Genomic DNA, 25273 nt, shown 5'->3' on the forward strand with positions numbered 1-25273 from the left:
AAAATACGCGATTTCTAATGTTCTAATACCCTGAAATACGCTGCTATACCCCCGCCAAATCACGCTTCCGGCCAAATGTTACAAAGCACTACCAATTATGTGCACTTCGTCATAATCCTGACTTTTGCCTGATGAAAAGCATTGATAATTCGCGTCGCGAAAAATAACCTAAAGACGGTAGTTAATTCGAGGGTATTTATAACTACCCCTGACCGCCTGGTCTTTTTTATTTTCGCCGTTTTAGGCGCTTTAATTCGTCAAAGAGGAATAATCTATGCGTACGTTCAGTGGCAAACGTAGTGCGCTGGCGCTGGCTATTGCCGGTGTGACAGCAATGTCTGGCCTGGTTGTTACACCTGAGGCGAAAGCTGCGGGTTTCATCGACGATTCTACCCTCACGGGCGGCATCTATTACTGGCAGCGTGAACGTGACCGTAAAGACGTCGCCGAAGACAAATATAAAACCAACCTTTCTCACTCCACCTGGAACGCCAACCTGGACTTCCAGTCAGGCTATGCCGCAGATATGTTCGGCCTGGATATCGCTGCATTCACCGCGATTGAAATGGCGGAAAACGGCGACAGCGGCCACCCTAACGAAATTGCTTTCTCCTCCAGCAACAAAGCTTACGATGAAGACTGGTCCGGTGATAAGAGCGGTATCAGCCTGTACAAGGCCGCAGCGAAATTTAAATACGGCCCGGTCTGGGCGCGTGGAGGGTATATTCAGCCAACCGGCCAGACGCTGTTAGCACCACACTGGAGCTTCATGCCAGGTACCTATCAGGGTGCAGAAGCCGGGGCGAACTTTGACTATGGTGATGCGGGTGCGTTGAGCTTCTCCTATATGTGGACCAACGAGTATAAGGCTCCATGGCACATTGAAATGGACAAGTTCTACCAGAACGATAAGAAAACCAAAGTCGATTATCTCCACTCGCTGGGCGCGAAATACGACTTTAAAAACGATCTGGTACTGGAAGCCGCATTTGGTCAGGCGGAAGGCTATATCGATCAGTATTTTGCTAAAGCCAGCTACAAATTTGATATCGCAGGAAGTCCGCTGAGCACCAGCTACCAGTTCTATGGTACGCGTGACAAGGTCAGCGATGGCGGCGTCAACGACATTTATGACGGCACCGCGTGGCTGCAGGCGCTGACTTTCGGCTATAAAGTGGGCCAGGTTGATTTACGCCTGGAAGGGACATGGGTGAAGGCGGAAGGGCAGCAGGGCTACTTCCTGCAACGTATGACGCCAACTTACGCGTCATCTAACGGTCGTCTGGATATCTGGTGGGATAACCGCTCAGACTTCAACGCCGATGGTGAAAAAGCGGTCTTCTTCGGCGCAATGTATGATCTGAAAAACTGGAACCTGCCGGGTTGGGCAGTGGGCGCTTCTTACGCTTACGCCTGGGACGCAAAACCTGGCGACATGGCCACGCCGGATGCGTACTACGATCCAAACTATCGCCTGAAAGAGTCCTCCTACAGCCTGGATGCTATCTATACCCTGCAGGATGGGCGCGCGAAGGGCACGATGTTCAAACTGCACTTCACTCAGTATGACAACCACTCCGATATCCCGAGCTATGCGGGCGGTTACGGCAACATCTTCCAGGATGAACGTGACGTGAAATTCATGGTTATTGCCCCATTCACCATCTTCTGATGAATCTTCCGGCGGGTTAAGGCCCGCCGGACCGGAGACTGCATATGATGAAAAAAATCGTAATTGTCGCGATGCTTGCATCGGGGCTGGTGGCCTGCGCTCAGCCTCAGGCACCGAAGGAAGATTCCAGGCTAAAGGAGGCTTACAGCGCCTGTATTAATACCGCACAAGGCTCGCCGGAGAAAATTGAAGCCTGTCAGAGCGTACTGAATGTGCTGAAGAAAGAGAAGGCGCATGAGCAATTCGCGACGCAGGAGAATATTCGTGTGATGGATTATCAGGCCTGTATCCAGGCGCGTAAAACGGGTAACGATCAGGAAGTCGCGAAGCGTTGCGATAAGATCTGGAACGAGATACGCAATAACAATAATTAAGTTGCTTTACGCCCGGTGGCGCTGCGCTTACCGGGCCTACAAAGGCGTCATAGTCCGTAGGCCCAGGCGCTGCGCCACCGGGTTTTTTAAGGCAAAAAAAGCCAGCCTTACGGCTGGCTCAGAGTATGAACGTGACTTATTTTGCGTCGTGCGCGTGTTCATTTTCGCGGCAATCACCTTCAGCGCAGTGACCATACAGGTACAGGCTGTGGTTGGTCAGGCGGATGCCATGACGAGCGGCGATTTCACGCTGACGCGATTCGATGGAATCATCGCTGAATTCAATGACCTTGCCGCAATCGAGGCAGATCAGGTGATCGTGGTGATGTTGCTGGGTCAGTTCGAATACAGATTTACCGCCTTCGAAATTATGACGGGTAACAATGCCCGCGTCATCAAACTGGTTCAGCACGCGATAAACGGTGGCCAGACCAATCTCTTCACCCATGTCGATAAGACGTTTATAGAGGTCTTCCGCACTGACATGGTGGTTGTCTGGACCCTGAAGCACTTCGAGGATTTTTAACCGAGGAAGCGTTACTTTCAGGCCAGCCTTCTTTAATGCGGTATTGTTGTCAGTCATGCGGAATCTGTCCTGTTGCTAAACGATTCACTTCTGAAAGAAGTGACAGAAAATGCACCTTGGATATTGCGTCTCATTATAGAACTGCCACGGCTAAATGAAAACTGCAAGTCTCAGGCAAAGTATGCTTATAAAAATGGGGTATCACCGACAAACTTGTGAAATGAAAACCACATTTTACCAGGGAAACATTGTACAGGTCTGAGCGAAAAAGTTAAAAGTTTGTAGCAATTAATTTAATCGGTTTTACCTGGAAAACGGGCGCAACCGCCGTTGCGCCGCGAAAATCAGGCGTTGAGAATATCGTCCAGGTGCAGTTCTTCACGGATCTGCTTAACCCACTTCTCTACGCGCTCAGCGGTGAGCTCAGGCTGACGGTCTTCGTCGATGGCCAGACCCACGAAGTGATCGTCATCGGCAAGACCTTTGGAGGCTTCAAAGTGGTAACCGGCAGTGGGCCAGTGACCGACAATAACGGCGCCGTTCGGCTCAATGATGTCGCGGATGGTGCCCAGCGCGTCGCAGAAGTACTCGGCATAGTCTTCCTGATCGCCACAGCCAAACAGGGCAACCAGCTTGCCGTTGAAGTCCACCTCTTCCAGCGTTGGGAAGAAATCATCCCAGTCGCACTGTGCTTCACCGTAGTACCAGGTTGGAATACCCAGCAGCAGAATGTCGTAGCCCTCGAGATCTTCTTTGCTGCTCTTGGCGATGTCATGCACATCAGCAACGTCTTTACCGAGCTGTTTCTGAATGTTTTTTGCGATATTTTCGGTATTGCCGGTATCACTGCCGAAGAAAATGCCGATGATTGCCATGAGTAAAATAACCTCTTGAAACTTAATGGTATGGTGGCGCAATTCGGCCACGGATAAGGGCAATAATAGCAGAACAGGCAACCCTGCGGAAACCGCTATCGCGCAGGACTGCACTTTGTGCTACATGAAAAGGGTAAAAAAGGGGTTTTTCAGACTTATGCCTGGCTGCGCAATGTCTCAAGCTGGGCGATCAGCATCTCTTCAATGAGCTCGCTGCGGCTGATATTACGCGCTTCCGCCAGCTCGTTAAGCGCATCGACAGCGTCAGCGTTGAGCTTCAATTCGACACGCTTAAGCCCACGATTTTTATCGCGTTTAAGCTGGTTGCGTTTATTAATACGCAGCTGTTCGTCGCGCGAAAGCGGATTCGTTTTCGGTCGTCCCGGTCGACGCTCATTCGCGAACAGATCTAGTGTCGTACGGTCCGTTTGTTCTTTGGCCATGATTCTGAGACTTCGGGGGAAACACGCCGCCCTGCTAATGCCCGGGCGATAAGCGCGCCATCATACATCAGCAAAAACGGCACGCCAACGACTGGAAGCCCGTCGTCTTCCAGTCGCTCTCTTTTTAATCAATTTGCCGTATCAGTGAGATAGCGACGAATGGCGCGCAGGACTGCTTCAGGTTTTTCCGCATGTACCCAATGCCCGGCACCGGCAATTACATGGGCGCGCGCCTGCGGGAATTGTGCCAGCAGCGTGTCGCGGTAAGCATCAGTAACGTAAGGCGAGTTACCGCCACGAATGAAGAGGGTAGGATGCGGCCAGGCGGGGACGGCCTCCCAGCCCACGATGTTATTATACTGGTCCCACAGCACCGGGACGTTAAAACGCCATTGCCCCTCAACAAACGATTTCAGCAGGAATTGCACCACGCCTTCTTCATCAAGATGCTCACGCATCACGGCTGCTGCCTGCTGACGGGTGGAAACGCCGGCCTCCGTCACCGCATTAATTGCCGCGAAGATCTCATCGTGACGGCGAACGTCGTAATCCACTGGGGCGACATCAATCACCACCAGCCCGGAAATTCGCTCAGGTGCCAATGCTGTGAGCGCCATAACCGCTTTACCACCCATCGAATGCCCGATGAGGGTCACTTTCTGCAGGTTGTGGGCGTCGAGCGTATCCAGGAGATCCTGCGCCATTGCCGCGTAGGTCATCTCGTCTGCGCGCCCGGAAAGTCCGTGGTTGCGCATATCGACCTGTAAAATATCGTGATCGGTAACCAGATCGCGCGCCAGCACGCCCAGGTTATCCAGGCTGCCAAAAAGTCCATGAACCAGTACGATGGGAGAATTATTGTTCGGCGATTGTGCAGTTTGCGCTCGGGTATTCAATTTCATGGCAAAGTTCTTTTTTTACGTTTGTCAGGTTAGGGTATCATGTTGACCATTCTGCCGCCCGGCCGCAAGGTTCCAGTTTAATCTGACTTTTGCCGCCAACCTGGTTTGACGCTATCCGCTGTTGGGATTTGACCTTATAATCCCAATGACTTGTATTCAGATAAGATATCGCACTGGATTAAGATGAAAACAATCGAAGTTGATGACGAACTCTATCAGTATATTGCCAGCCAAACGCGGCATATCGGGGAGAGCGCGTCCGACATTTTACGGCGCATGCTTAAAATTTCCGCCGCTTCACAGCCTGCTACCCCAGTCACCAAAGATGTCGTGTCTCAGCCGAGCGTTGTTGCACAAGCAAAGCCTGCCGTGACGCCGGTAAAAGATAAAGTACGCGCGATGCGCGAGCTGCTGCTGTCCGACGAGTATGCGGAGCAGAAAAAGGCGGTTAACCGCTTTATGCTGGTGCTGTCTACACTTTACTCCCTGGATAACAAAGCGTTTGCTGAAGCGACCGAGTCGCTGCACGGTCGTACTCGCGTCTATTTCGCGGGTGACGAGCAAACGCTGCTGCAAAATGGCAACCAAACCAAACCTAAACATGTCCCTGGCACCCCATACTGGGTGATCACCAATACCAATACGGGCCGCAAGTGCAGCATGATTGAACACATCATGCAGTCCATGCAGTTCCCGGCGGAATTGATTGAAAAGGTTTGCGGTACAATTTAACCCTTGCATCAGAAGGACCCGGTAATGGCAAATCACAGCCGTGCAGGCCAACCTGCACAACAAAGCGATTTGATTAACGTCGCTCAGCTGACCGCGCAGTATTACGTGCTGAAACCGGTCGTGGGCAACGCAGAACACGCAGTGAAGTTTGGTACATCTGGTCACCGCGGTAGCGCGGCACGCCATAGCTTTAACGAACCGCACATTCTGGCCATTGCTCAGGCCATTGCGGAAGAGCGCGCTAAAAACGGCGTTACCGGTCCGTGCTACGTGGGGAAAGATACCCATGCGCTGTCTGAACCGGCGTTCATCTCTGTGCTGGAAGTGCTGGCGGCAAACGGCGTCGACGTGATTGTGCAGGAGAATAACGGCTTCACGCCAACGCCGGCGGTGTCTAACGCTATCCTGGTGCACAACAAAAAAGGTGGCGCGCTGGCTGACGGGATTGTTATCACTCCATCCCACCACCCGCCGGAAGACGGGGGCATTAAATACAACCCGCCTAACGGTGGCCCGGCAGATACTAACGTCACCAAAGTGGTAGAAGACCGCGCAAACGCGCTGTTGGCTGACGGTCTGAAAGGCGTGAAACGCATCTCTCTGGATGCGGCAATGGCGTCCGGTCACGTAAAAGAGCAGGATCTGGTTCAGCCGTTCGTGGAGGGACTGGCGGATATCGTCGACATGGCGGCGATTCAGAAAGCAGGCCTGAAGCTGGGCGTGGACCCGCTGGGCGGTTCCGGTATCGAGTACTGGAAACGTATTGCCGAGCATTACAAGCTGGATCTGACCATCGTGAACGATCACGTCGATCAGACCTTCCGCTTTATGCACCTGGATAAAGACGGCGCGATCCGTATGGACTGCTCCTCCGAGTGTGCGATGGCGGGCCTGCTGGCACTGCGCGACAAATTCGATCTGGCGTTTGCGAACGACCCGGATTATGACCGTCACGGTATCGTCACCCCTGCCGGGCTGATGAACCCGAACCACTATCTGGCTGTGGCGATCAACTACCTGTTCCAGCATCGTCCGCAGTGGGGCAAAGAGGTGGCTGTTGGTAAAACGCTGGTCTCTTCCGCGATGATCGACCGCGTGGTCGACGCGCTGGGCCGCAAGCTGGTGGAAGTGCCGGTGGGCTTCAAATGGTTTGTTGACGGTCTGCACGACGGCAGCTTCGGCTTCGGTGGTGAAGAGAGCGCCGGGGCATCCTTCCTGCGTTTCGACGGCACGCCATGGTCAACCGATAAAGACGGTATCATCATGTGCCTGCTGGCGGCGGAGATCACCGCGGTCACCGGTAAGAACCCGCAGGAACATTACAACGACCTGGCGGCACGTTTTGGTGCGCCAAGCTACAACCGTATTCAGGCGAGCGCGACCTCAGCCCAGAAAGCGGCGCTGTCTAAACTCTCTCCGGAGATGGTCAGTGCTAACACCCTGGCAGGTGATCCGATCACCGCGCGTCTGACGGCTGCACCGGGTAACGGCGCGTCTATCGGGGGGCTGAAAGTAATGACCGACAACGGCTGGTTCGCTGCACGTCCATCCGGTACGGAAGACGCGTATAAAATCTATTGCGAAAGCTTCCTCGGCGCTGAGCACCGTCAGCAGATTGAGAAAGAAGCCGTAGAGATTGTCAGCGAAGTGCTGAAGAACGCGTAAGTGCGTTATCGGTGCGGGCTGATGCCCTCACCCCGGCCCTCTCCCACGGGGAGAGGGAGAAAACAATAAAAACGGCAACCCTCGGGCTGCCGTTTTGTTTTTACCTAACTATGCTTATTCTTCAATTCAAACCGTGGTGACACCAGACCGTACAGCGTCCAGCCCATAAAGGTCACCATTGCCCCATAGAGCATCGCTTCCTGACCGGAAGAGTAGAGCGCATAGAAGCTGTAAATCGCCCCAATGAGCGCCACGATATTCGCTGCTCGTGCTTTACGCGGATCCACCTTCGCGACCTTCTGAATAATCACCAGCGCGGCCATCGACAGAATGTACGGAATGATGTTCGTCACCACCGCCAGGTTGACCAGCACGTTGAACTGGCTGTTCAGCGACGGGCTAATGGTCATCAGCGACAATCCACTCTGGAAAATCACGATGGCCAGCATGCCCTGCACCGGTGCGTCCGCTTTGGTGACGCGGGAGAAGATTTTGGGGAAATAACCTTCGTCAGCCGAGGATTTAAACACCTGCGCGATGGTGAACTGCCAGCCGAGAAGCGAACCGCAGCAGGACATCACCATCAGACCCATAATCACCTTCCCGACTTCCGGGGTGAACATCTGGGCGAAAGCCAGCCCGAACGGTGCCGTGGAGTTAGCCAGATCCATATTCGGCACAATCCCGGCAATCACGTTGGTTGAGACGATATAGATCACCGCCGCCCCCAGCGTTCCGCCAAGTACCGCAATCGGCACGTTCTTTTCCGGGTTCTCAACTACTTCCGCGTTCGCGCAGGCCGATTCCAGTCCGAGAAAAGCCCATAGCGTCATGGCGATAGAAGAGCCCACGGCGGTAAAGAACGGCACATGATGCGGGTTCCAGGAGTTGGCGTAGAGCGTAGGACTAAACCAGAACCACCCGATGATGCATAAACCGACGACCGGGATAATCACGCCCCAGACGGTGATGCTGCTCAGTTGTCCGGTGATACGCGCGCCGCCGAAGTTCGCCACGGTGCAGATCCACAGCACCCCGATGGTCGCCAGCCCAATTTGTACCGGGGTGAGCGTGGCGCCAAACAGTTCCGTCCCGTAACCCACGGCGGAAATGGCAATCGCCACGTTGGCGATCAGCAGCGATACACCATAGGTGTAGTTGGCCATAAAGTTGCCGGACTTACCAAAAGCGTATTCCGCATAGCCGCCCATCCCGCCGGACTTGCGGCTGAACATCCCGCATTTGGCGAATGCCCACGCCAGCGCCATTGACCCCACCGCCGTCACCAGCCAGGAGATAATCGAAATGGTGCCCACTTCGGCAAGCTTGGTGGGCAGCATGATGATCCCAGACCCCATCATGTTGACCATGGTGAGGATGGTCAGCTGCACCACGCCCATCTTATTGGATTTACTCATAATGTCTCTCCTTTCAGCAGCGCGGGCTGAGCAGCGGGTTGTTTGATGACGTTACAGCGAACCTGTTTGCGACCCTCACACTCTTCAACGTATACGCCCTGCAGCTCAGGCGCGAAGCCTGGTAGCAGGTTGATACCGTCTTCCAGCGCGGCAAAGTAGCGCAGCACGGAGCCGCCCCAGACTTCGCCCGGGACAACGCACAGCACCCCAGGCGGATAAGGCAGGGCGCCTTCAGCGGCAATGCGGCCTTCCGCGTCGCGCAGGGAGACCAGTTCGACTTCACCACGCAGATACGCATAGTTTGCCTCCTGCGGGTTCATCATCACGCGCGGGAAGTGAGACTTGCGGAACATCTCTTTTTGCAGTTGCTTCACGTTATGGCGGGCATAGAGATCGTGCATCTCCTGGCAAATCTGGCGCAGCGTGTAATCCGCGTAACGTTCCGGATGTTGTTTGTAGAGAGAAGGCAGGACCTCTTTCAGCGGAACATCGCTCTCGAGCAGTTTTTCGAAGCGCACCAGCTGCGCCACCAGCTGCTGCAGTTTGCCCATATCTTCCGCAGGGGTGAGCAGGAACAGGATCGAGTTGAGATCGCATTTCTCCGGCACGATGCCGTTTTCACGCAGGAAGTTGGCGAGGATGGTGGCGGGCACGCCGAAATCCTCATACTCGCCGGTGCGGGCGTTAATACCTGGCGTGGTCAGCAGGAGCTTGCACGGGTCGATAAAGTACTGGTGCGCGGCATAGCCCTCAAAAGCGTGCCAGTTTTCACCCGGTACGAAGTGGAAGAAGCGCAGATCGGTGGCAATTTCCGCTGTGTCGAAGCTTTCCCACGGACGGCCATCCACCGTCTCCGGCACAAACGGACGAAGGTACTGGCAGTTCTCCAGGATCAGTTTGCGCGCTTCGATACCGTTAACCACGCAGTCCATCCACATATTGCGACCGCTCTGACCTTCATGCATACGGGCGTTAATATCCAGCGCAGCAAACAGAGGGTAGAACGGGCTGGTGGAGGCGTGCATCATAAAAGCATTATTCAGCCGCTTGTGGGGTACATAGCGCTGCTGGCCTTTGATATGGCTGTCCTTTTTGTGGATCTGCGAGGTCTGCGAGAAGCCTGCCTGCTGTTTATGTACCGACTGGGTGACCAGAATTCCCGGGTCGTTTTCGTTCAGCTCCAGCAGCAGCGGCGAGCAGTCGGCCATCATCGGGATAAACTGCTCGTAACCTACCCAGGCCGAGTCGAACAGGATGTAATCACACAGATGCCCAATCTTATCCACCACCTGACGGGCGTTATAGATGGTGCCATCGTAGGTACCCAGCTGGATCACCGCCAGACGGAACGGGCGTGCATCGCGTGCACGACCTGGCGCCACCTCGGCTACCAACTCGCGCAGGTAGCTTTCCTCAAAGCAGTGCGCGTCAATACCACCAATAAAGCCGTACGGGTTGCGCGCGGTTTCCAGATAGACCGGTGTCGCGCCAGCCTGAAGAAGAGCACCGTGATGATTCGATTTGTGGTTATTACGGTCAAACAGCACCAGGTCGCCAGGGGTGAGCAGGGCGTTAAGGACCACTTTGTTGGATGAGGAGGTCCCATTCAGCACAAAGTAGGTCTTATCGGCATTAAAGACCTTTGCGGCATGTTGCTGCGCAATGCACGGCGCGCCTTCGTGGATCAGCAGATCGCCCATCGCCACGTCGGCGTTACACAGGTCGGAACGGAAAAGCGTTTCACCAAAGAAATCGACAAACTGATTGCCCGCAGGATGACGGCGGAAGAATTGCCCCCCCTGATGCCCCGGACAGTCAAATGCGCTGTTACCCTGTTTCACGTAGTCTACGAGGGCACGGAAAAACGGCGGTCGCAGCTGGGTTTCGTACTTCTGGGCCGCTGCTTCCAGCTGGAGGCCATAAAAATCGTTGCTGGTGTCTGAATGCTCAAATACGCCGTGAATGCGCGATAAATAATCTGCCGGAATGATCTCTTCTTTATGCGTTGCGACAAAGACGGGAATGCCAAATCCGGTGGCTTCTATTTCTTCCAGTATGCCGCTGGAAATATCGCTAACGGCCAGAACAATGGCCGCGACGTCGATATAATCAGAAGCGCGGACATCCACAAGCTCACGCTGGGTGGTAAAGCAGTCCGGACATGCACGGCTGGCCGCGATTTTTAAACTTTTCATCTTTCTCTCTTTATTTTAGGTAATAAGCGTCCTTCGATTTCTTGTCAGAAAGAAATCGATAATTTTCCGGAAAAAAAGCAAAGTGTGGCCGCTGATTAAAATCAGTAAATTGCTTTTTGATGATTGAAATTCAGTCCGCCCGGTTGCGGATGAGTCTGAATTAAATTGAATGAGCGCACGTGTTCACAGGCAATGGCCTGTAAAATAAAGTGTTTCAGGATAACCTGTAAGCGAGTGCGCCAGAAGTCGAAGGACTACCGGGCATTAAAGAGGTGAAAGTCAAAGCAGTTTCGGTGGGCAAACATCATGATATGTGTTGTCCGCCTTATATGGGGCATTAAGCGATTGTTGTTTTCCATGTTTCATTTTCCTTTCAGTAATTGAAAGCATGGTCATTTTATCCAGGAAAAAGGGATTAACTGTGAATCAGATCACCCTTAACCGATCATTTCAGAAATAATTAGTCGTTTTTGATGAATAACTCAGATCAAAATGCTGATTTGTTGTTGAAGTGTTAATGATTGGTTTTGTTAATGTTTTAAACGAGCAAAAATAATCCATGGAATAATGTATTGATTATTTTTTTAATATTTATCGGGAGGGTTTTTGATTATTTAGAAAATAATATGAATAGTTATTCAAAGCATAAACCGATAACCGATACCGGTTTCAGTTAATAAATGGCGAGGGCGAGCGGGGTCGACTTCCAGTTTCTGACGAAGGTGACCCATATATATGCGCAAATAGTGACTATGTTCCACCGCGTTGGGTCCCCACACCTGACTCAACAGCTGGCGCTGGGTGAGAACCTTGCCGTGGTTATTAAGCAGCACGGCGAGCAGGCGGAATTCGATGGGGGTAAGATGGATTTCCTCTTCACCGCGCACAATGCGCCGTGCGGCGAGGTCAACCCGAATATCACCAAACGTGTAGGTTGGGTCGGCAGGCGTGGTGGCGCTATGACGACGCAGCGCCACGCGCAGGCGAGCCTGCAATTCGCCAATGCCAAAGGGTTTAATCAGATAGTCATCGGCGCCGGCATCCAGCGCGGCGATTTTATCCGTCTCTTCAGTACGGGCAGAGAGCACGAGAATCGGCATCTGGCTCCACTGACGAACCTCACGAATAAAATCGATGCCGTCGCCATCCGGCAGCCCAAGATCGAGGATCACCAGGTCCGGCTTGCGGGTGGCGGCTTCAATTAAACCCCGTTGAAGCGTACCCGCATCGTGAACGCGCAGACCGTCTCCTTCCAGCGCAGCGCGCAGAAAACGGCTAATGGCGATCTCATCTTCGACAATCAGAACGTTAATCACAAATCCTCGGGTAATTCATTCAGTTCTGGCGGGGTTTCCAGAGGAAGTGTAACACAAAAACGCGCGCCGCCTTCCGGACGATTCTCTGCGGAAATGGTTCCGCCATGGACGTCAACGATCGCCTGACAAATCGCCAGCCCGAGCCCAACGCCCGGAATGGCCGACTCCTTGTTCCCGCGCGCGAATTTTTCGAAAATAGCCAGCTCCTGCCCGGCAGGAATGCCCGGTCCGGTATCCCAGACGTCAAGGTGAAGCGTGCCATCCTCTACCATCGCATCCACGCCAATCCGGGCACTTGAGCCGGCATATTTACCGGCATTTTCCAGCAGATTGATCAGCACCCGTTCAAACAAGGGGCCATCGACGTGAATTAAGGTCAGGGGTTCAGGCATGTTCAGCGCGATATGCCGCCCACCGAGGCCGGGCTCCAGCATTTTCAGCGCGCTGCCTACCACTTCTTCCAGCGTGAGCCACTCTTTTTTGAGGTTAAATCCGCCCGACTGAATGCGCGCCATATCGAGCAGGTTATTCACCAGACGGGTGGTATTCAGCACGTGCTGGCGGATTTCGCTGGCCTGAAGGGCGTGTTTAGACCCTTCCGCGGCCAGGTCCAGCGTCAGGATTTCTGACTGACCAAACAGAACGGTCAGCGGGGTCCGCAGGTCGTGCGACAGCGCCGCCAGCAGCGAGTTACGAATGCTTTCACGCTCGCTGGCCAGTCGGGCCTGTTCTTCACTGGCGGTAAGCGCCAGCCGTTCCAGCGCGCTGGCAACCAGCAGCGTAAAAGTCTCCAGCAGCCGCTGCTGCTCGGGGATCATCAGCTGACGCAAGTTTGAGGGCTCAACAATCACCAGCCCCTGATTTTTATCGGCGCTGCGTAGCGGCAGAATTTGATAGGGCACGCCGGGCAGGGTGTCGGTCCCTGCGCCCGCAGGTAACCCTTTATCAAAGCTCCAGCGCGCGATGGCTTCGTCCCAGGGCGTCATGCCGGAGGCCGAGGTTAGCGGGCGCAGCTTACCGTGTTCGTCCGGGAGTAAAATCAGGTTGCTGGCATGAAACGTCGAGCGAATAAACTGCTCGCTGGTCTGCACAATATCCAGCGGGGTCCGACCCACCGCCAGCGATTTCGACATTTCATACAGATGCCGCGTGCGCTGTTCGCGGTAGCGGGCGATGCGCGCCTGGTAGCGCACGCCCGCCGTCAGATTGCCGATCACCAGCCCGACGGTGAGCATCACGGCAAAGGTCAGGATGTACTGTACGTCCGACACGGCGAGCGTCCCGCGAGGGGCAATAAAGAACAGATCAAAGCTGATGACGTTAATCACCGTTGCCAGCACCGACGGCCAGCGTCCGTAAAAGAGCGCCACCACCACCACGCCAAGGAGGTAGATCATCACCAGGTTGGCCGCGTCGAAGGCAATCAGCCATTTGCTGGCAATGATCGTGATCAGGGCGCAGAGCACGACGGCCACCAGGCAGCCGCGAAGCTGAATGCGCCATTTATCACTGAAAGTACGGCTGTCCGGGGCGCGGCTGGGAAGGGGGGTGGGTTTATCATCCAGCGCCACGATCACCAGGTCCAGATCCGGCGCGCGGCGGGCCAGTTTGTCGGCAAAGGATTCACGGCTAAACCAGCGACGATGCTGGCGACGGCCAATGACGATTTTCCCCAGGTTATGCTCCCGGGCGTAGCGCAGAATGGCTTTATCTTCCTGAGGATCGGAAAGGGTCGCGGTTTCGGCACCCAGCTCCTGCGCCAGGCGCAGCGAACTCAGAATCGCGCGGCGCTGGTTTTCGGGCAGGGCATGAAGCTGCGGCGTTTCGACATACACCGCATGCCAGACGCTGCCAAATTTGGCGGCCAGACGCGCGGCAGTGCGGACAAGTTTTTCGTTACCGCTGCCGTGCCCCACGCACAGCAGGATGGCATCCCGCGTATGCCAGACGCGTTCCTGGCCCTGCAAATCGCGCCAGGCACGCATCTGATCGTCAACGCGATCGGCAGTACGGCGCAGAGCCAGTTCGCGCAGGGCAATCAGGTTGCCTTTGCGGAAGAAATGTTCGATGGCACGCTCGGCCTGTCCGGCAATATAGACTTTGCCTTCGTGCAGGCGCTGGCGCAAATCATCCGGCGGCAGGTCGACCAGCACCACTTCGTCAGCGGAATCGAAGAAAGGGTCGGGCACCGTCTCGCGCACCTGAATGCCGGTCACGCCGCTGACCACATCGTTCAGGCTTTCCAGATGCTGCACGTTAACCGTCGTGAAAACATCAATGCCAGCTTCAAGTAATTCTTCCACATCCTGCCAGCGCTTGGGGTGACGCGAGCCTGGCGCATTGCTGTGCGCCAGTTCGTCCATCAGGATAAGCGCTGGACGGCGGGCGAGGGCGGCATCAATATCAAACTCAGTGACTAAACGACCCCGATGGCTGATGCGGCGGGGCGGCTGGGTGGCAAGCCCCTTCAGCAGCGATGCCGTCTCTTTACGTCCGTGGGTTTCAACCACGCCGATGAGTATATCGAGCCCCTGCGCCCGAAGCCGCTGGGCTTCCGTCAGCATGGCGAAGGTTTTCCCGACACCCGCGCAGGCGCCAAAGAAAATTTTCAGTTTGCCGCGATGGGCTTCAGCCGTCTGTTCAAGCAGCCTGTCCGGATCCGGGCGCATGGGCTCGTCGGTCATTTAGTTTTTCCTTAGCGCGTCCAGCGCCAGATTCAGCTCAACAATATTCACTACCGGCATGCCGATATAGCTGACCAGCGGCTTTTGTGTGTGTTCTGCCATCAGTTTGCTCACCTGTTCAACACTCAATTGACGGGCGGCGGCAACGCGCGGGATCTGCCACGCCACCGCTGCCGGCGTCAGGCTATAGTCCAGCCCGCTGGCTGAGGCGGTGACCAGCTCCACGGGAACCTCGCGGCTGGCCTGTGGGTTGGCGGCGCGCAGGGCGGCCACACGCTCGGCGACGGCTTTGTCCAGCGCCGGGTTGCTGCCCGCCAGGTTACTGCCGCCGGATGCCATCGGATCATACGGGCTTTCGGCAGTGGCGGAAGGGCGTCCCTGGAAGTAGCGAGCGTCCGTAAAGCTCTGGCCAATCAGGCGCGAACCGCGGTTTTCACCGTTTTGCATAATCAGCGAGCCGTTAGCCTGATCCTTAAACCACCACTGGCCCAGGGCGGTGGTGACCAGCGGGTAGAGCCCCCCGGTAATCAGCGACAGCAGAATAAACAGAAGTATAGCGGGGCGTAACATCGTCATTTGATTCACCTTTTAAACCAGCCCGAACAGGGTCAACAGCAGATCGATAGCCTTGATACCGATGAAGGGCACCACCAGCCCACCCAGGCCGTAAATCCACAGGTTGCGGCGCAGCATGGCGGCCGCCGTGAGCGGCTTGTAGCTCACGCCTTTCAGCGCCAGCGGGATCAGGAAGACAATAATCAGGGCGTTAAAGATTACCGCGCTCAGAATGGCCGATGCCGGGGAGTGCAGGTGCATTACGTTCAGGGCGTTTAATTGCGGATAGGTCGCAGCAAACGCGGCCGGAATGATGGCGAAATATTTCGCCACATCGTTAGCGATGCTGAACGTGGTCAGCGAGCCGCGCGTCATCAGCATCTGCTTACCAATGTGTACGACTTCAATCAGCTTGGTCGGGTTAGAGTCGAGATCGACCATGTTGCCCGCCTCTTTTGCCGCCTGGGTACCGGAGTTCATTGCCACCGCCACGTCGGCCTGCGCCAGGGCAGGGGCATCGTTGGTCCCGTCACCGGTCATCGCGACCAGACGCCCTTCCGCCTGATACTGACGAATCAAGGCCAGTTTGGCTTCCGGTGTAGCTTCGGAAAGAAAATCATCCACTCCCGCTTCGGCAGCAATCGCCGCGGCGGTCAGGCGGTTATCCCCGGTGATCATCACCGTTTTGATCCCCATTTTACGCAGCTGGGCAAAGCGTTCTTTGATGCCGCCTTTGACGATATCCTTCAGGGCAATCACCCCCAGCACATTTGCGCCTTCAGCCACCACCAGCGGCGTTGCCCCCTGACGGGCCACGCTTTCCACCAGGCTATCCACTTCGGGTGGGAAGTGACCGTTATTAGCCTCAATGTGGCGACGAATGGCGTCAACCGAGCCTTTACGGATCATCCGGTCCTGAATATTAATGCCGCTCATCCGGGTCTGTGCCGTGAAGGGCACGAAAGTGGCATGCAGGCTCTGAACGTCGCGCTGGCGCAGGTTAAAGCGCTGTTTGGCAAGAATCACAATGCTGCGACCTTCCGGAGTTTCGTCGGCAAGCGATGAGAGCTGTGCGGCATCTGCCAGCGTTTTTTCATCCACGCCAGGTGCGGGTAAGAAGTCTGATGCCTGACGGTTACCGAGGGTGATGGTCCCGGTTTTATCAAGCAGCAGAACGTCTACATCGCCCGCCGCTTCAACGGCACGTCCGCTGGTGGCAATAACGTTGGCACCGAGCATACGGCTCATACCGGCCACGCCGATGGCCGACAGCAGGCCGCCGATAGTGGTGGGGATCAGGCAGACCAGCAGCGCCACCAGCACCGTGACGGTGACCGCCGTACCGCCATAAGTGGAGAACGGCCACAGGGTCGCGGTTGCCAGCAGGAAGACGAGGGTCAACGCGACCAGCAGGATGGTCAGGGCAATCTCGTTGGGGGTTTTACGACGCTGGGCGCCTTCCACCATGGCGATCATCCGGTCAAGGAAGGTTTCACCTGGGTTAACGCTACACTGGATCACCAGCCAGTCGGAGAGTATGCGCGTCCCCCCCGTTACGGAGGCGAAATCGCCGCCGGATTCACGGATAACCGGGGCGGATTCCCCGGTGATGGCGCTTTCGTCCACCGACGCGCCACCTTCAATCACTTCCCCGTCGCACGGGATAATATCGCCAGCTTCGACCAGCACCACATCGCCTTTACGCAGTTCATCCGCCGGAACGTGGTCCATCTGCGCACCGTATTTTGGTTCACGTAACTTGCGTGCGAAGGCGGTCTTTTTTACCCCTTTCAGGCTGTTGGCCTGGGCTTTACTCCGGCCTTCCGCCAGCGCTTCCGCAAAGTTGGCAAACAGCACGGTAAACCACAGCCACAGGCTAATGGCGCCGGTAAACATCGCATTTCCCGGCATGTGGCCCGTTCCCATGGCAATCGCCAGTGCGGTGGTCAGGACGCTTCCCGCCCAGACAATAAACATCACCGGGTTGTGCCACTGCACGCGCGGGCTCAGTTTTTTCACCGCATCCATGAGCGCCTGACGAACTAATGACGGTTCGAACAGGGCCAGTTGTTTACGACTCATGACAAATTCTCCGCAAAATCAGCGTAAAGAGAGGTATTCCGCGACCGGGCCTAACGCGAGGGCGGGGATAAAGGTCAGGGCACCAACCAGTAACACGGTGCCTGTGAGCAGGCCGATAAACAGCGCGCCGTGGGTCGGTAATGTTCCGGTAGTGGTCGGTTGAATTTTTTTATTCACCAGCGATCCGGCAATCGCCATGACCGGCACAATGATCCCGAAACGACCCACGAACATGCAAAACGCCAGCAGACAGTTCCAGAACGGTGAGTTGGCACTTAAGCCTGCAAAGGCACTGCCGTTGTTGTTGGCGGCAGAGGAGACGGCATACAGCACTTCGCTAAAGCCGTGAATACCCGGGTTAAAGATGCCGCTGCGTCCGGCCTCGGTCATCAGCGCCAGTGCGGAGCCGAGCAGTACGAGGGCAGGGGTTACCAGAATCGCCAGCGCGGTTAATTTCATCTCGCGAACGTCGATTTTTTTACCGAGGTATTCCGGGGTACGACCAATCATCAGACCGGCAATAAACACCGCCAGCATCACGAACAACAGCATGCCGTAAAGACCTGAACCCACGCCGCCAAATACCACCTCGCCAATCTGCATCAGCCACATTGGGATCATTCCGCCCAGTGCGGTGAAGGAGTCATGCATGGCATTCACCGCCCCGCACGAGGCCGCCGTGGTGACCACCGCATAGAGGCTGCTGGCGAGAATGCCAAAGCGGCTCTCTTTACCTTCCATATTGATATTGCTGTTAGCCCCAAGCTGCATGAAATGGCTATTGCCGTTCCATTCAGCCCACATCACCAGCGCAACGCAGACCACGAAGATTAACGACATGGTCCAGAGCAGGGTGCGCCCCTGACGGCGATCGTTGACGACATCACCAAAGGCAAAGCAGAGTGCGGTGGGGATCAGGAAAATCGCCAGCATCTGCACAAAATTGGTCAGGGCAGTCGGGTTTTCAAACGGATGCGATGAGTTGGCGTTGAAGAAGCCGCCGCCGTTGGTGCCGAGCATCTTTATGGCTTCCTGCGACGCCACGGGCCCCATCGGCAGGAGCTGTTTTGCCCCTTCCAGCGAGGTATAAGGGGTGTATGGCAGCAGGTTTTGCAGGCTACCTTGCTGAATAAAGAACAGCGCGATCAGCAGCGCAATTGGCAGCAATATCCACAGCGTGATGCGCGTCAGATCCACCCACGCGTTACCCAGGGTACTGATTTTCTGACGAGCAAACGCGCGCGTCAGCGCGAAGATCACAGCGATACCGCTGGCGGCTGAGAGGAAGTTCTGAACGGTTAACCCAACCATCTGGCTGAAATAGCTGAGCGTGGTTTCACCCGCATAGGACTGCCAGTTGGTGTTGGTGACAAAGCTGACTGCCGTATTCAGCGCAAGATGCCAGGACAGACCCGGTAATTGTTGCGGATTCAGCGGCAGACTCCCCTGCAGCATCAGCAGGGTAAAAAGTGCAATCAGCCCAACAATATTCAGCAGCAGAATGGCAAACAGATATTCACGCCAGCTCATCTCGCGATCGTCTATTCCCAGTACACGCCAGATCCCTTTTTCAACGCTTCCCGTACCAGGCAGGGGGACGTTGTTGATAAGCCTTGCCAGCCCCATTCCCAGTGGCCTTGCCAGAACGAACAACGCCAGTAAGAAGCTGGCAATAAGCAAAAACGCCTGAGCAGCCATCAGAATGCCTCCGCATTAATCAGGGCATAAACCAGATAACCCAATAACAGGAACACCAGCACGATGCCGGCAATAAGACCTGCACTCACAATCCACCTCCGGGTGACTTTTGTTGTTGGGTTAACGGTAGGATTTATGGCGCAAAGATTTCGCAAAAATGAGGAGAGAGGGTGTAAAAAAAGTATAAAAATGGCAAAGCCCACAATTTAACTATTGGTAAGTAAATTGTTAACTTTTTTGTAACTAAATTACGGCGCGAGTGTAAATATTCACTAAATGAATGAAAATAAGTGGTCGGATGAGTAGTAAAATTACACGCAAAGCGATATTATTTTATCCAGGTCACAGATTTTGAATTTTCCGGATGACGTTTCCGGCCAACTATAGGGGAGAAAATATGGATCTGTATAAAGCGTATCCAGCTCATATTGTGTTCATGCGTCGTACTTTCGCCGTAGTGGCTGGCGTGCTGGCCCTGCCGGTGATGCTGTTCTGGAAAGATCGCGCTCGTTTTTACAGCTATCTGCACCGCGTCTGGGCGAAAACCAGCGAGAAGCCGGTGTGGATGGATCAGGCCGAGAAAGCGACCTGCGACTTCTACTAAAAAAGAAAGACTACACATAGCAATATAGAAACCGCCAATAGCAATGGGTAATGCCAGTCAGTTACTTAACTGACTGGCATTACCACCCCCCGGCGGTCTTTTTTATTTCATCCCGTCTACACTTCATGGCAAAGTACAGTAAAAGCTCGCCACTTTTTCCTTTGGTGGCGTGCCCTTACGGACATAATGGATATTTGCCTGGAGTTTTATGCCCACCCATCTGGTTTGGTTTCGCGCAGATCTGCGCGTACATGACAACATCGCTCTCGCGGCAGCCTGTCGTTCTGAGGATGCCAGCGTGCTGGCACTGTTCATCGCTACGCCCGAACAGTGGCAGCAGCATGATATGGCACCGCGCCAGGCGGCTTACCTCAAATCACATCTGAACGTTCTGCAACACGCGCTTGCTGAAAAAGGTATTCCGCTGATCTACAAAGAGGTCAGTGATTTTGCCGCGCAGCTTCAGATGCTGCAGGCGATCTGTCAGCAAAACGGCGTCACACACCTTTTTTATAACTATCAGTACGAGCTGAACGAACAGCGGCGGGATCGCCAGCTGGAAAACATGCTGGACGGGGTAGTTTGTGAAGGATTTGATGACAGCGTCATGCTGGCGCCGGGCAGCGTCATGACCGGCAGTCACGAAATGTACAAAGTGTTTACGCCGTTTAAAAATGCGTTTGTTAAACGCCTGAAAGAGGCGCTGCCTGAGTGCGTGGCCGCGCCCGCTGTTCGGGGTGATGCCATAACCGATCTGCCTGAATTAACGTTTAACTATCCCCAACAGTCGTTCGACGATCTTCTGTTCCCTGCCAGTGAGAAATCAGCGATTGCGAAGCTGCGCCAGTTTTGCAAGCAGGGCGCGGGAGAGTACGACGCGCGCAGGGATTTCCCGGCGGTTGAAGGGACAAGCCGATTATCGGCCTGCCTGGCATTGGGCGTGCTCTCTCCTCGCCAGTGTCTGCATCGTCTCCTGGCCGAGCAGCCGCAGGCGCTGGACGGCGGGACGGGGTCGGTGTGGCTGAACGAACTGATCTGGCGTGAGTTCTATCGCCATCTGATGACTTATCATCCCGATCTCTGCAAGCATCGCCCGTTCATTCCCTGGACCGATAACGTAAAATGGCAGCACGACGAGGCGCGTTTACTGGCCTGGAAAAAGGGGGAGACGGGCTATCCGATTGTTGATGCCGCGATGCGCCAGTTGAATGAAACCGGGTGGATGCACAACCGTCTGCGAATGATTACCGCCAGCTTCCTGGTGAAAGATCTGCTTATCGACTGGCGTGTCGGGGAGCGTTATTTTATTTCTCAGCTGATCGATGGCGATCTGGCAGCGAATAATGGCGGATGGCAGTGGGCGGCCTCTACCGGTACCGATGCGGCTCCCTATTTCCGGATTTTCAATCCGACCACTCAGGGACAAAAATTTGATGCTAACGGCGACTTTATTCGTCGCTGGTTGCCCGCGCTCAGGCATGTTCCTGCGAAAGCGATCCACGACCCGTGGGCATGGGCGGATAAACAGGGCGTAAAGCTCGATTATCCCCGCCCGATTGTTGACCATAAACAGGCGCGCGTCGCCACGCTGGCGGCCTATGAAGCCGCCCGTAAAGCTTAAGAGAGTGATGATGAAAAACAGCGAACTGGAAAGCCTGATTAACGAAAAACTCAATACCGCCGGCTTCAGCGATTACGGCCCGAATGGGCTGCAGGTGGAAGGCCGTGAGACAGTGCAAAAAATCATCACCGGCGTGACGGCAAGCCAGGCATTGCTGGATGAAGCGGTGCGTCAGGAGGCCGATGCGATCATTGTTCACCACGGTTATTTCTGGAAAAACGAATCACCGATTATTCGCGGTATGAAGCGCAACCGCCTGAAAACGCTGTTGGCCAATGACATCAACCTGTACGGCTACCACCTGCCGCTGGATGCACACCCGGAACTGGGGAATAACGTCCAGTTGGCGCAGCTGTTGGGGATCACTGTGATGGGCGAAATCGAGCCGCTGGTCCCGTGGGGAGAGCTGTCGATGCCGGTTCCGGGTCTGGAGCTGGCATCGTGGATCGAAGCACGTCTCGGGCGTCGTCCGCTGTGGTGTGGCGACACGGGGCCGGATACCGTTAAGCGCGTTGCCTGGTGTACCGGCGGCGGTCAGGGCTTTATCGACTGCGCCGCGCGTTTTGGTGTTGATGCGTTTATTACCGGTGAAGTCTCTGAGCAGACGGTTCACTCAGCCCGTGAACAGGGGCTGCATTTTTACGCGGCAGGCCACCATGCTACCGAGCGTGGCGGTATCCGCGCCCTCAGCGAATGGCTGACGGAAAATACCGATCTGGATGTGACCTTTATTGATATCCCTAATCCCGCCTGATGAGAGGTGCCCGAGTGCAGAGAGCGCGTTGTTATCTTCTGGGTGAAAGCGCAGTTGTACTGGAACTTGAACCGCCGGTCACGCTTGCCACGCAAAAGCGTATCTGGCGGCTGACACAGCGTCTGGTTGACATCCCGGAAGTGGTAGAAACCATTCCTGGTATGAATAACATTACCGTCGTGCTGCGCAACCCGCAGACAAAGGCGCTGGATGCTATTGAACGTCTTCAGCGCTGGTGGGAAGAGAGCGAAGCGCTGGAGCCGGAATCGAGAATGATTGAAATCCCGGTCGTCTATGGCGGCACGGGTGGGCCGGATCTTGGCGTGGTGGCGGATCACTGCGGATTAACGGAGAAGCAGGTAGTTGAGCTGCACAGTTCGGTGGATTACGTGGTCTGGTTTCTGGGGTTTCAACCCGGCTTCCCGTATCTTGGCGGATTATCCCCTCAGCTGCATACGTCGCGCCGGGCCGAGCCACGCCTGAGCGTTCCCGCGGGAACGGTGGCGATTGGCGGCGAACAAACCGGAATTTATCCGCTCACCTCACCGGGCGGCTGGCAGCTTATTGGGCACACCGCCATGCCATTATTTGAACCGGGGCAGGAGGCACCCATTCTCCTTCGTCCTGGCGATACCCTTCGCTTTATCCCGCAGAAGGAGGGGGTATGTTAACGTTACTTCGCGCAGGGCTTTATACCTCGGTACAGGATGCCGGCCGCTTTGGCCTGCGCCAGTCTGGCGTGAGCTACTGCGGTGCGCTTGATCGTCCTTCGCTGGAGATTGCCAACCTGCTGGTGGGTAACGCAGGCAGCACGGCGGCGTTAGAAATTACGCTGGGTCAGTGCGTGATTGAGTTCGGTCAGGAAACCTGGTTTGCGTTAACCGGCGCAGGTTGTGACGCCACGCTGGACGGCAAAGCGGTGTGGACCGGCTGGCGTTTGCGGGCGAAAGCCGGGCAACGTCTGACGCTGAAACGGCCTTTGCACGGCGTGCGCAGTTACCTTGCGGTAGCGGGGGGCATTGACGTGCCGGAGGTGCTGGGGTCAGCCAGTACCGATCAGAAAGCGGGCATAGGGGGGCATGAGGGACGTTCGCTACGCGATGGCGATCGTCTGGCGATTAAGCCGTCAACACGCGATTTCTCGACGACGCAGGGCGTAAAACAGTTGCTGTGGGGGAACGTGATCCGCGCCTTACCGGGGCCGGAATATCAGGAGTTCGATGACGCTTCTAAAGAGTCTTTCTGGCGTTCGCCGTGGAAGATTAGCCCGCAGAGTAACCGCATGGGCTACCGCCTGCAGGGGCAGCCGCTGACCCGCACAACCGACCGGGAGTTGCTCTCCCACGGCTTATTGCCTGGCGTCATTCAGGTTCCGGGCAATGGTCAACCCATTGTGCTGATGAACGATGCGCAGACGACGGGCGGCTATCCGCGCATTGCCTGCATTATTGACGCGGATCGCTACCATCTGGCGCAAATTCCCCTCGGTCAGCCGATCCATTTCGTGCAATGTTCGCTGGAGGAGGCGCTGAAAGCGCGGCAGGATCAGCAGCGTTATCTCGAACAGCTGGCGTGGAGGCTTGATGGTAAAGATTGATTTAAATGCCGATCTGGGGGAGGGGAGCCGCGCCGACGCAGAGCTGATGACGCTGGTATCTTCGGTCAACATCGCCTGCGGCTTTCACGCGGGTGATGCGCAAACCATGCTGGAGAGCGTGCGCAATGCCATTAAAAACGGCGTGGCGATAGGCGCTCACCCGAGCTTTCCCGACCGGGAGAACTTTGGCCGTACGGCGATGGACCTGCCGCCGGAGACGGTCTACGCTCAGATGCTTTACCAGATTGGCGCGCTGGAGGCGATAGTGCGCGCTGAGAAGGGCGTACTGCGCCACGTGAAGCCGCACGGCATGCTTTACAATCAGGCGGCGAAAGATCCTGCTCTGGCGGACGCCATTGCCCGCGCGGTGCGGGATTGTGACTCTCAGCTGATTCTGGTGGGCCTGGCGGGCAGCGAGCTGATCCGCGCCGGGCAGCGCCTGGGGTTAACCACCCGCCAGGAAGTGTTTGCCGACCGGGGATATCAGTCTGATGGCAGCCTGGTGCCGCGAACGCAGGCCGGGGCGCTCATTACCGACGAAGGTAAAGCGCTGGCGCAGACGCTGGAGATGGTGCGCGCCGGGCGTGTCACCGCTGTGGATGGTACATCGGCAAACGTTCAGGCCGATACGGTATGCTTACATGGCGACGGCGAGCATGCGCTCCAGTTTGCGCGACGCCTGCGGGCAGCGTTCTCTGATGAGGGTATTCTTGTCAGCGCAGAATAATCATTTAAGGACAATAACATGCCAGAAGGTCCGGAGATCCGCCGCGCGGCGGATAGCCTGGAAGCGGCGATAAAGGGCAAACCGCTGACGGATGTCTGGTTTGCCTTTCCGCAACTCAAACCGTTTGAATCACAGCTGCTGGGGCAGACGGTGACCCATATTGAAACGCGCGGGAAAGCCTTACTCACGCACTTTTCCCATAACCTGACGTTATATAGCCATAACCAGCTTTACGGCGTCTGGCGCGTGGTTAACGCGGATGAACAGCCGCAAACCACCCGTGTGCTGCGGGTCAGGCTGCAAACGGCTGATAAAGCCATCCTGCTTTACAGCGCGTCGGATATCGAAATGTTAACGCCTGAGCAGTTGCTCGTTCATCCGTTCTTGCTGCGCGTCGGGCCGGATGTGCTGGATATGCGCCTGACGGCGGGCGATGTGAAAGCCCGTTTGCTGTCACCCAAATTTCGCAATCGGCAGTTTTCCGGTCTGTTTCTCGACCAGGCCTTTCTGGCCGGGCTCGGCAACTACCTGCGGGTGGAAATCCTTTGGGAAGCCGGGCTGGCGCCGCAGCATAAAGCCTCGCAGCTCAGCGATGAACAGCTGGAAGCGCTGTCCCATGCGCTGTTGGACATACCGCGTTTATCCTACACGACGCGCGGCGTGGTAGATGAGAACAGGCATCACGGGGCGCTGTTCCGGTTTAAGGTGTTTCATCGGGCGGGGAAAAAGTGCGAGCGATGTGGCGGGATTATCGACAGGATTATGCTCTCTTCGAGACCTTTTTACTGGTGCCCGCACTGCCAGAAATAAAAGTAAAACGGTAACCCAAGGGT

Annotated in this window: 24 protein-coding genes; 11 read left to right on the forward strand and 13 right to left on the reverse strand. The window is 55.6% G+C overall.

Annotated features, from left to right (window positions below; genetic code table 11):
- Positions 1-274 precede the first annotated feature (274 nt).
- Together chiP and chiQ are read left to right on the forward strand one after the other, a co-directional pair.
- The gene (chiP, locus tag ACMGGM_RS19570; protein ID WP_014883015.1) at positions 275-1672 is read left to right on the forward strand and encodes a chitoporin ChiP; all 1398 of its coding nucleotides are present in this window, start codon (positions 275-277) and stop codon (positions 1670-1672) included.
- A gap of 47 nt (positions 1673-1719) precedes the next feature.
- The gene (chiQ, locus tag ACMGGM_RS19575; RefSeq protein ID WP_014883016.1) at positions 1720-2046 is read left to right on the forward strand and encodes a ChiQ/YbfN family lipoprotein; all 327 of its coding nucleotides are present in this window, start codon (positions 1720-1722) and stop codon (positions 2044-2046) included.
- Positions 2047-2182: 136 nt separating this feature from the next.
- Here chiQ and fur read toward each other — a convergent pair whose 3' ends face one another.
- From fur to ybfF, 4 genes are all read right to left on the reverse strand, one after another.
- Positions 2183-2629 (reverse strand): ferric iron uptake transcriptional regulator, encoded by a 447-nt coding sequence (gene fur, locus ACMGGM_RS19580; protein WP_003858655.1) that lies wholly within the window; start codon positions 2627-2629, stop codon positions 2183-2185.
- A gap of 287 nt (positions 2630-2916) precedes the next feature.
- Positions 2917-3447, reverse strand: coding sequence for a flavodoxin FldA (gene fldA, locus ACMGGM_RS19585; RefSeq protein ID WP_008501067.1), 531 nt, complete (start codon positions 3445-3447; stop codon positions 2917-2919).
- A 155-nt stretch (positions 3448-3602) separates the two neighbouring features.
- Entirely contained in the window at positions 3603-3890 is a 288-nt protein-coding gene (gene ybfE, locus ACMGGM_RS19590; RefSeq protein WP_014883017.1) for a LexA regulated protein, read from the reverse strand.
- Positions 3891-4018: 128 nt separating this feature from the next.
- Positions 4019-4792 carry an esterase gene (gene ybfF, locus ACMGGM_RS19595; protein ID WP_014883018.1) on the reverse strand — a complete coding sequence of 258 codons (774 nt, stop codon included), beginning with the start codon at positions 4790-4792 and terminating at the stop codon, positions 4019-4021.
- 183 nt (positions 4793-4975) lie between these two features.
- Between ybfF and seqA the strand changes: the two genes are divergently transcribed.
- Positions 4976-5524: a replication initiation negative regulator SeqA gene (gene seqA, locus ACMGGM_RS19600; RefSeq protein WP_014883019.1), complete on the forward strand. Its 549-nt coding sequence runs from the start codon at positions 4976-4978 to the stop codon at positions 5522-5524.
- A 24-nt stretch (positions 5525-5548) separates the two neighbouring features.
- The gene (gene pgm, locus ACMGGM_RS19605; RefSeq protein ID WP_414149065.1) at positions 5549-7189 is read left to right on the forward strand and encodes a phosphoglucomutase (alpha-D-glucose-1,6-bisphosphate-dependent); all 1641 of its coding nucleotides are present in this window, start codon (positions 5549-5551) and stop codon (positions 7187-7189) included.
- Positions 7190-7293: 104 nt separating this feature from the next.
- Here pgm and potE read toward each other — a convergent pair whose 3' ends face one another.
- The 9 genes from potE to kdpF all read right to left on the reverse strand — a co-directional run bounded on the left by potE (position 7294) and on the right by kdpF (position 19226).
- On the reverse strand, positions 7294-8607 hold the full coding sequence (gene potE, locus ACMGGM_RS19610; protein WP_022647448.1) for a putrescine-ornithine antiporter: 1314 nt from the start codon (positions 8605-8607) through the stop codon (positions 7294-7296).
- Positions 8604-10802, reverse strand: coding sequence for an ornithine decarboxylase SpeF (speF, locus tag ACMGGM_RS19615; RefSeq protein WP_063943411.1), 2199 nt, complete (start codon positions 10800-10802; stop codon positions 8604-8606). Before speF ends, potE begins: the two co-directional genes overlap by 4 nt.
- 254 nt (positions 10803-11056) lie before the next feature.
- A complete protein-coding gene (speFL, locus tag ACMGGM_RS19620) occupies positions 11057-11161 on the reverse strand; it encodes a leader peptide SpeFL (protein ID WP_003858645.1) in 105 nt (34 codons plus the stop codon).
- Between the two features lie 279 nt (positions 11162-11440).
- The gene (kdpE, locus tag ACMGGM_RS19625; RefSeq protein ID WP_008501074.1) at positions 11441-12118 is read right to left on the reverse strand and encodes a two-component system response regulator KdpE; all 678 of its coding nucleotides are present in this window, start codon (positions 12116-12118) and stop codon (positions 11441-11443) included.
- The gene (kdpD, locus tag ACMGGM_RS19630; protein ID WP_023336921.1) at positions 12115-14802 is read right to left on the reverse strand and encodes a two-component system sensor histidine kinase KdpD; all 2688 of its coding nucleotides are present in this window, start codon (positions 14800-14802) and stop codon (positions 12115-12117) included. Before kdpD ends, kdpE begins: the two co-directional genes overlap by 4 nt.
- Positions 14803-15378: a potassium-transporting ATPase subunit KdpC gene (gene kdpC / locus ACMGGM_RS19635; RefSeq protein ID WP_063943413.1), complete on the reverse strand. Its 576-nt coding sequence runs from the start codon at positions 15376-15378 to the stop codon at positions 14803-14805. It abuts the gene before it with no gap.
- Positions 15379-15390: 12 nt separating this feature from the next.
- Positions 15391-17439 carry a potassium-transporting ATPase subunit KdpB gene (kdpB, locus tag ACMGGM_RS19640; protein WP_045134258.1) on the reverse strand — a complete coding sequence of 683 codons (2049 nt, stop codon included), beginning with the start codon at positions 17437-17439 and terminating at the stop codon, positions 15391-15393.
- An 18-nt stretch (positions 17440-17457) separates the two neighbouring features.
- The gene (gene kdpA / locus ACMGGM_RS19645; protein WP_014883026.1) at positions 17458-19137 is read right to left on the reverse strand and encodes a potassium-transporting ATPase subunit KdpA; all 1680 of its coding nucleotides are present in this window, start codon (positions 19135-19137) and stop codon (positions 17458-17460) included.
- Positions 19137-19226 carry a K(+)-transporting ATPase subunit F gene (gene kdpF / locus ACMGGM_RS19650; RefSeq protein ID WP_014069365.1) on the reverse strand — a complete coding sequence of 30 codons (90 nt, stop codon included), beginning with the start codon at positions 19224-19226 and terminating at the stop codon, positions 19137-19139. Before kdpF ends, kdpA begins: the two co-directional genes overlap by 1 nt.
- Positions 19227-19534: 308 nt before the next feature.
- On the opposite strand from kdpF, the gene ACMGGM_RS19655 reads away from it, so the two are divergent.
- The 7 genes from ACMGGM_RS19655 to nei all read left to right on the forward strand — a co-directional run bounded on the left by ACMGGM_RS19655 (position 19535) and on the right by nei (position 25250).
- Complete coding sequence (locus ACMGGM_RS19655) at positions 19535-19741, forward strand: YbfA family protein (RefSeq protein WP_014883027.1); 207 nt, start codon at positions 19535-19537, stop codon at positions 19739-19741.
- Between the two features lie 208 nt (positions 19742-19949).
- Positions 19950-21362 (forward strand): deoxyribodipyrimidine photo-lyase, encoded by a 1413-nt coding sequence (phrB, locus tag ACMGGM_RS19660; RefSeq protein ID WP_045134257.1) that lies wholly within the window; start codon positions 19950-19952, stop codon positions 21360-21362.
- 10 nt (positions 21363-21372) lie between these two features.
- Positions 21373-22116, forward strand: a complete 744-nt coding sequence (locus tag ACMGGM_RS19665) for a type 2 GTP cyclohydrolase I (RefSeq protein ID WP_045134256.1) — start codon at positions 21373-21375, stop codon at positions 22114-22116.
- A 14-nt stretch (positions 22117-22130) separates the two neighbouring features.
- On the forward strand, positions 22131-22787 hold the full coding sequence (gene pxpB, locus ACMGGM_RS19670) for a 5-oxoprolinase subunit PxpB (RefSeq protein WP_045134255.1): 657 nt from the start codon (positions 22131-22133) through the stop codon (positions 22785-22787).
- On the forward strand, positions 22781-23713 hold the full coding sequence (pxpC, locus tag ACMGGM_RS19675; RefSeq protein ID WP_023336927.1) for a 5-oxoprolinase subunit PxpC: 933 nt from the start codon (positions 22781-22783) through the stop codon (positions 23711-23713). The genes pxpB and pxpC overlap by 7 nt, the downstream gene beginning before the upstream one ends.
- Positions 23700-24440 (forward strand): 5-oxoprolinase subunit PxpA, encoded by a 741-nt coding sequence (gene pxpA, locus ACMGGM_RS19680; protein WP_032637179.1) that lies wholly within the window; start codon positions 23700-23702, stop codon positions 24438-24440. Before pxpC ends, pxpA begins: the two co-directional genes overlap by 14 nt.
- 18 nt (positions 24441-24458) lie before the next feature.
- A complete protein-coding gene (gene nei, locus ACMGGM_RS19685) occupies positions 24459-25250 on the forward strand; it encodes an endonuclease VIII (protein ID WP_014883034.1) in 792 nt (263 codons plus the stop codon).
- Positions 25251-25273 lie beyond the last annotated feature (23 nt).

The sequence above is a fragment of the Enterobacter sp. BNK-14 genome, from assembly GCF_047456095.1.
Classification (GTDB): Bacteria; Pseudomonadota; Gammaproteobacteria; order Enterobacterales; family Enterobacteriaceae; genus Enterobacter; species Enterobacter kobei.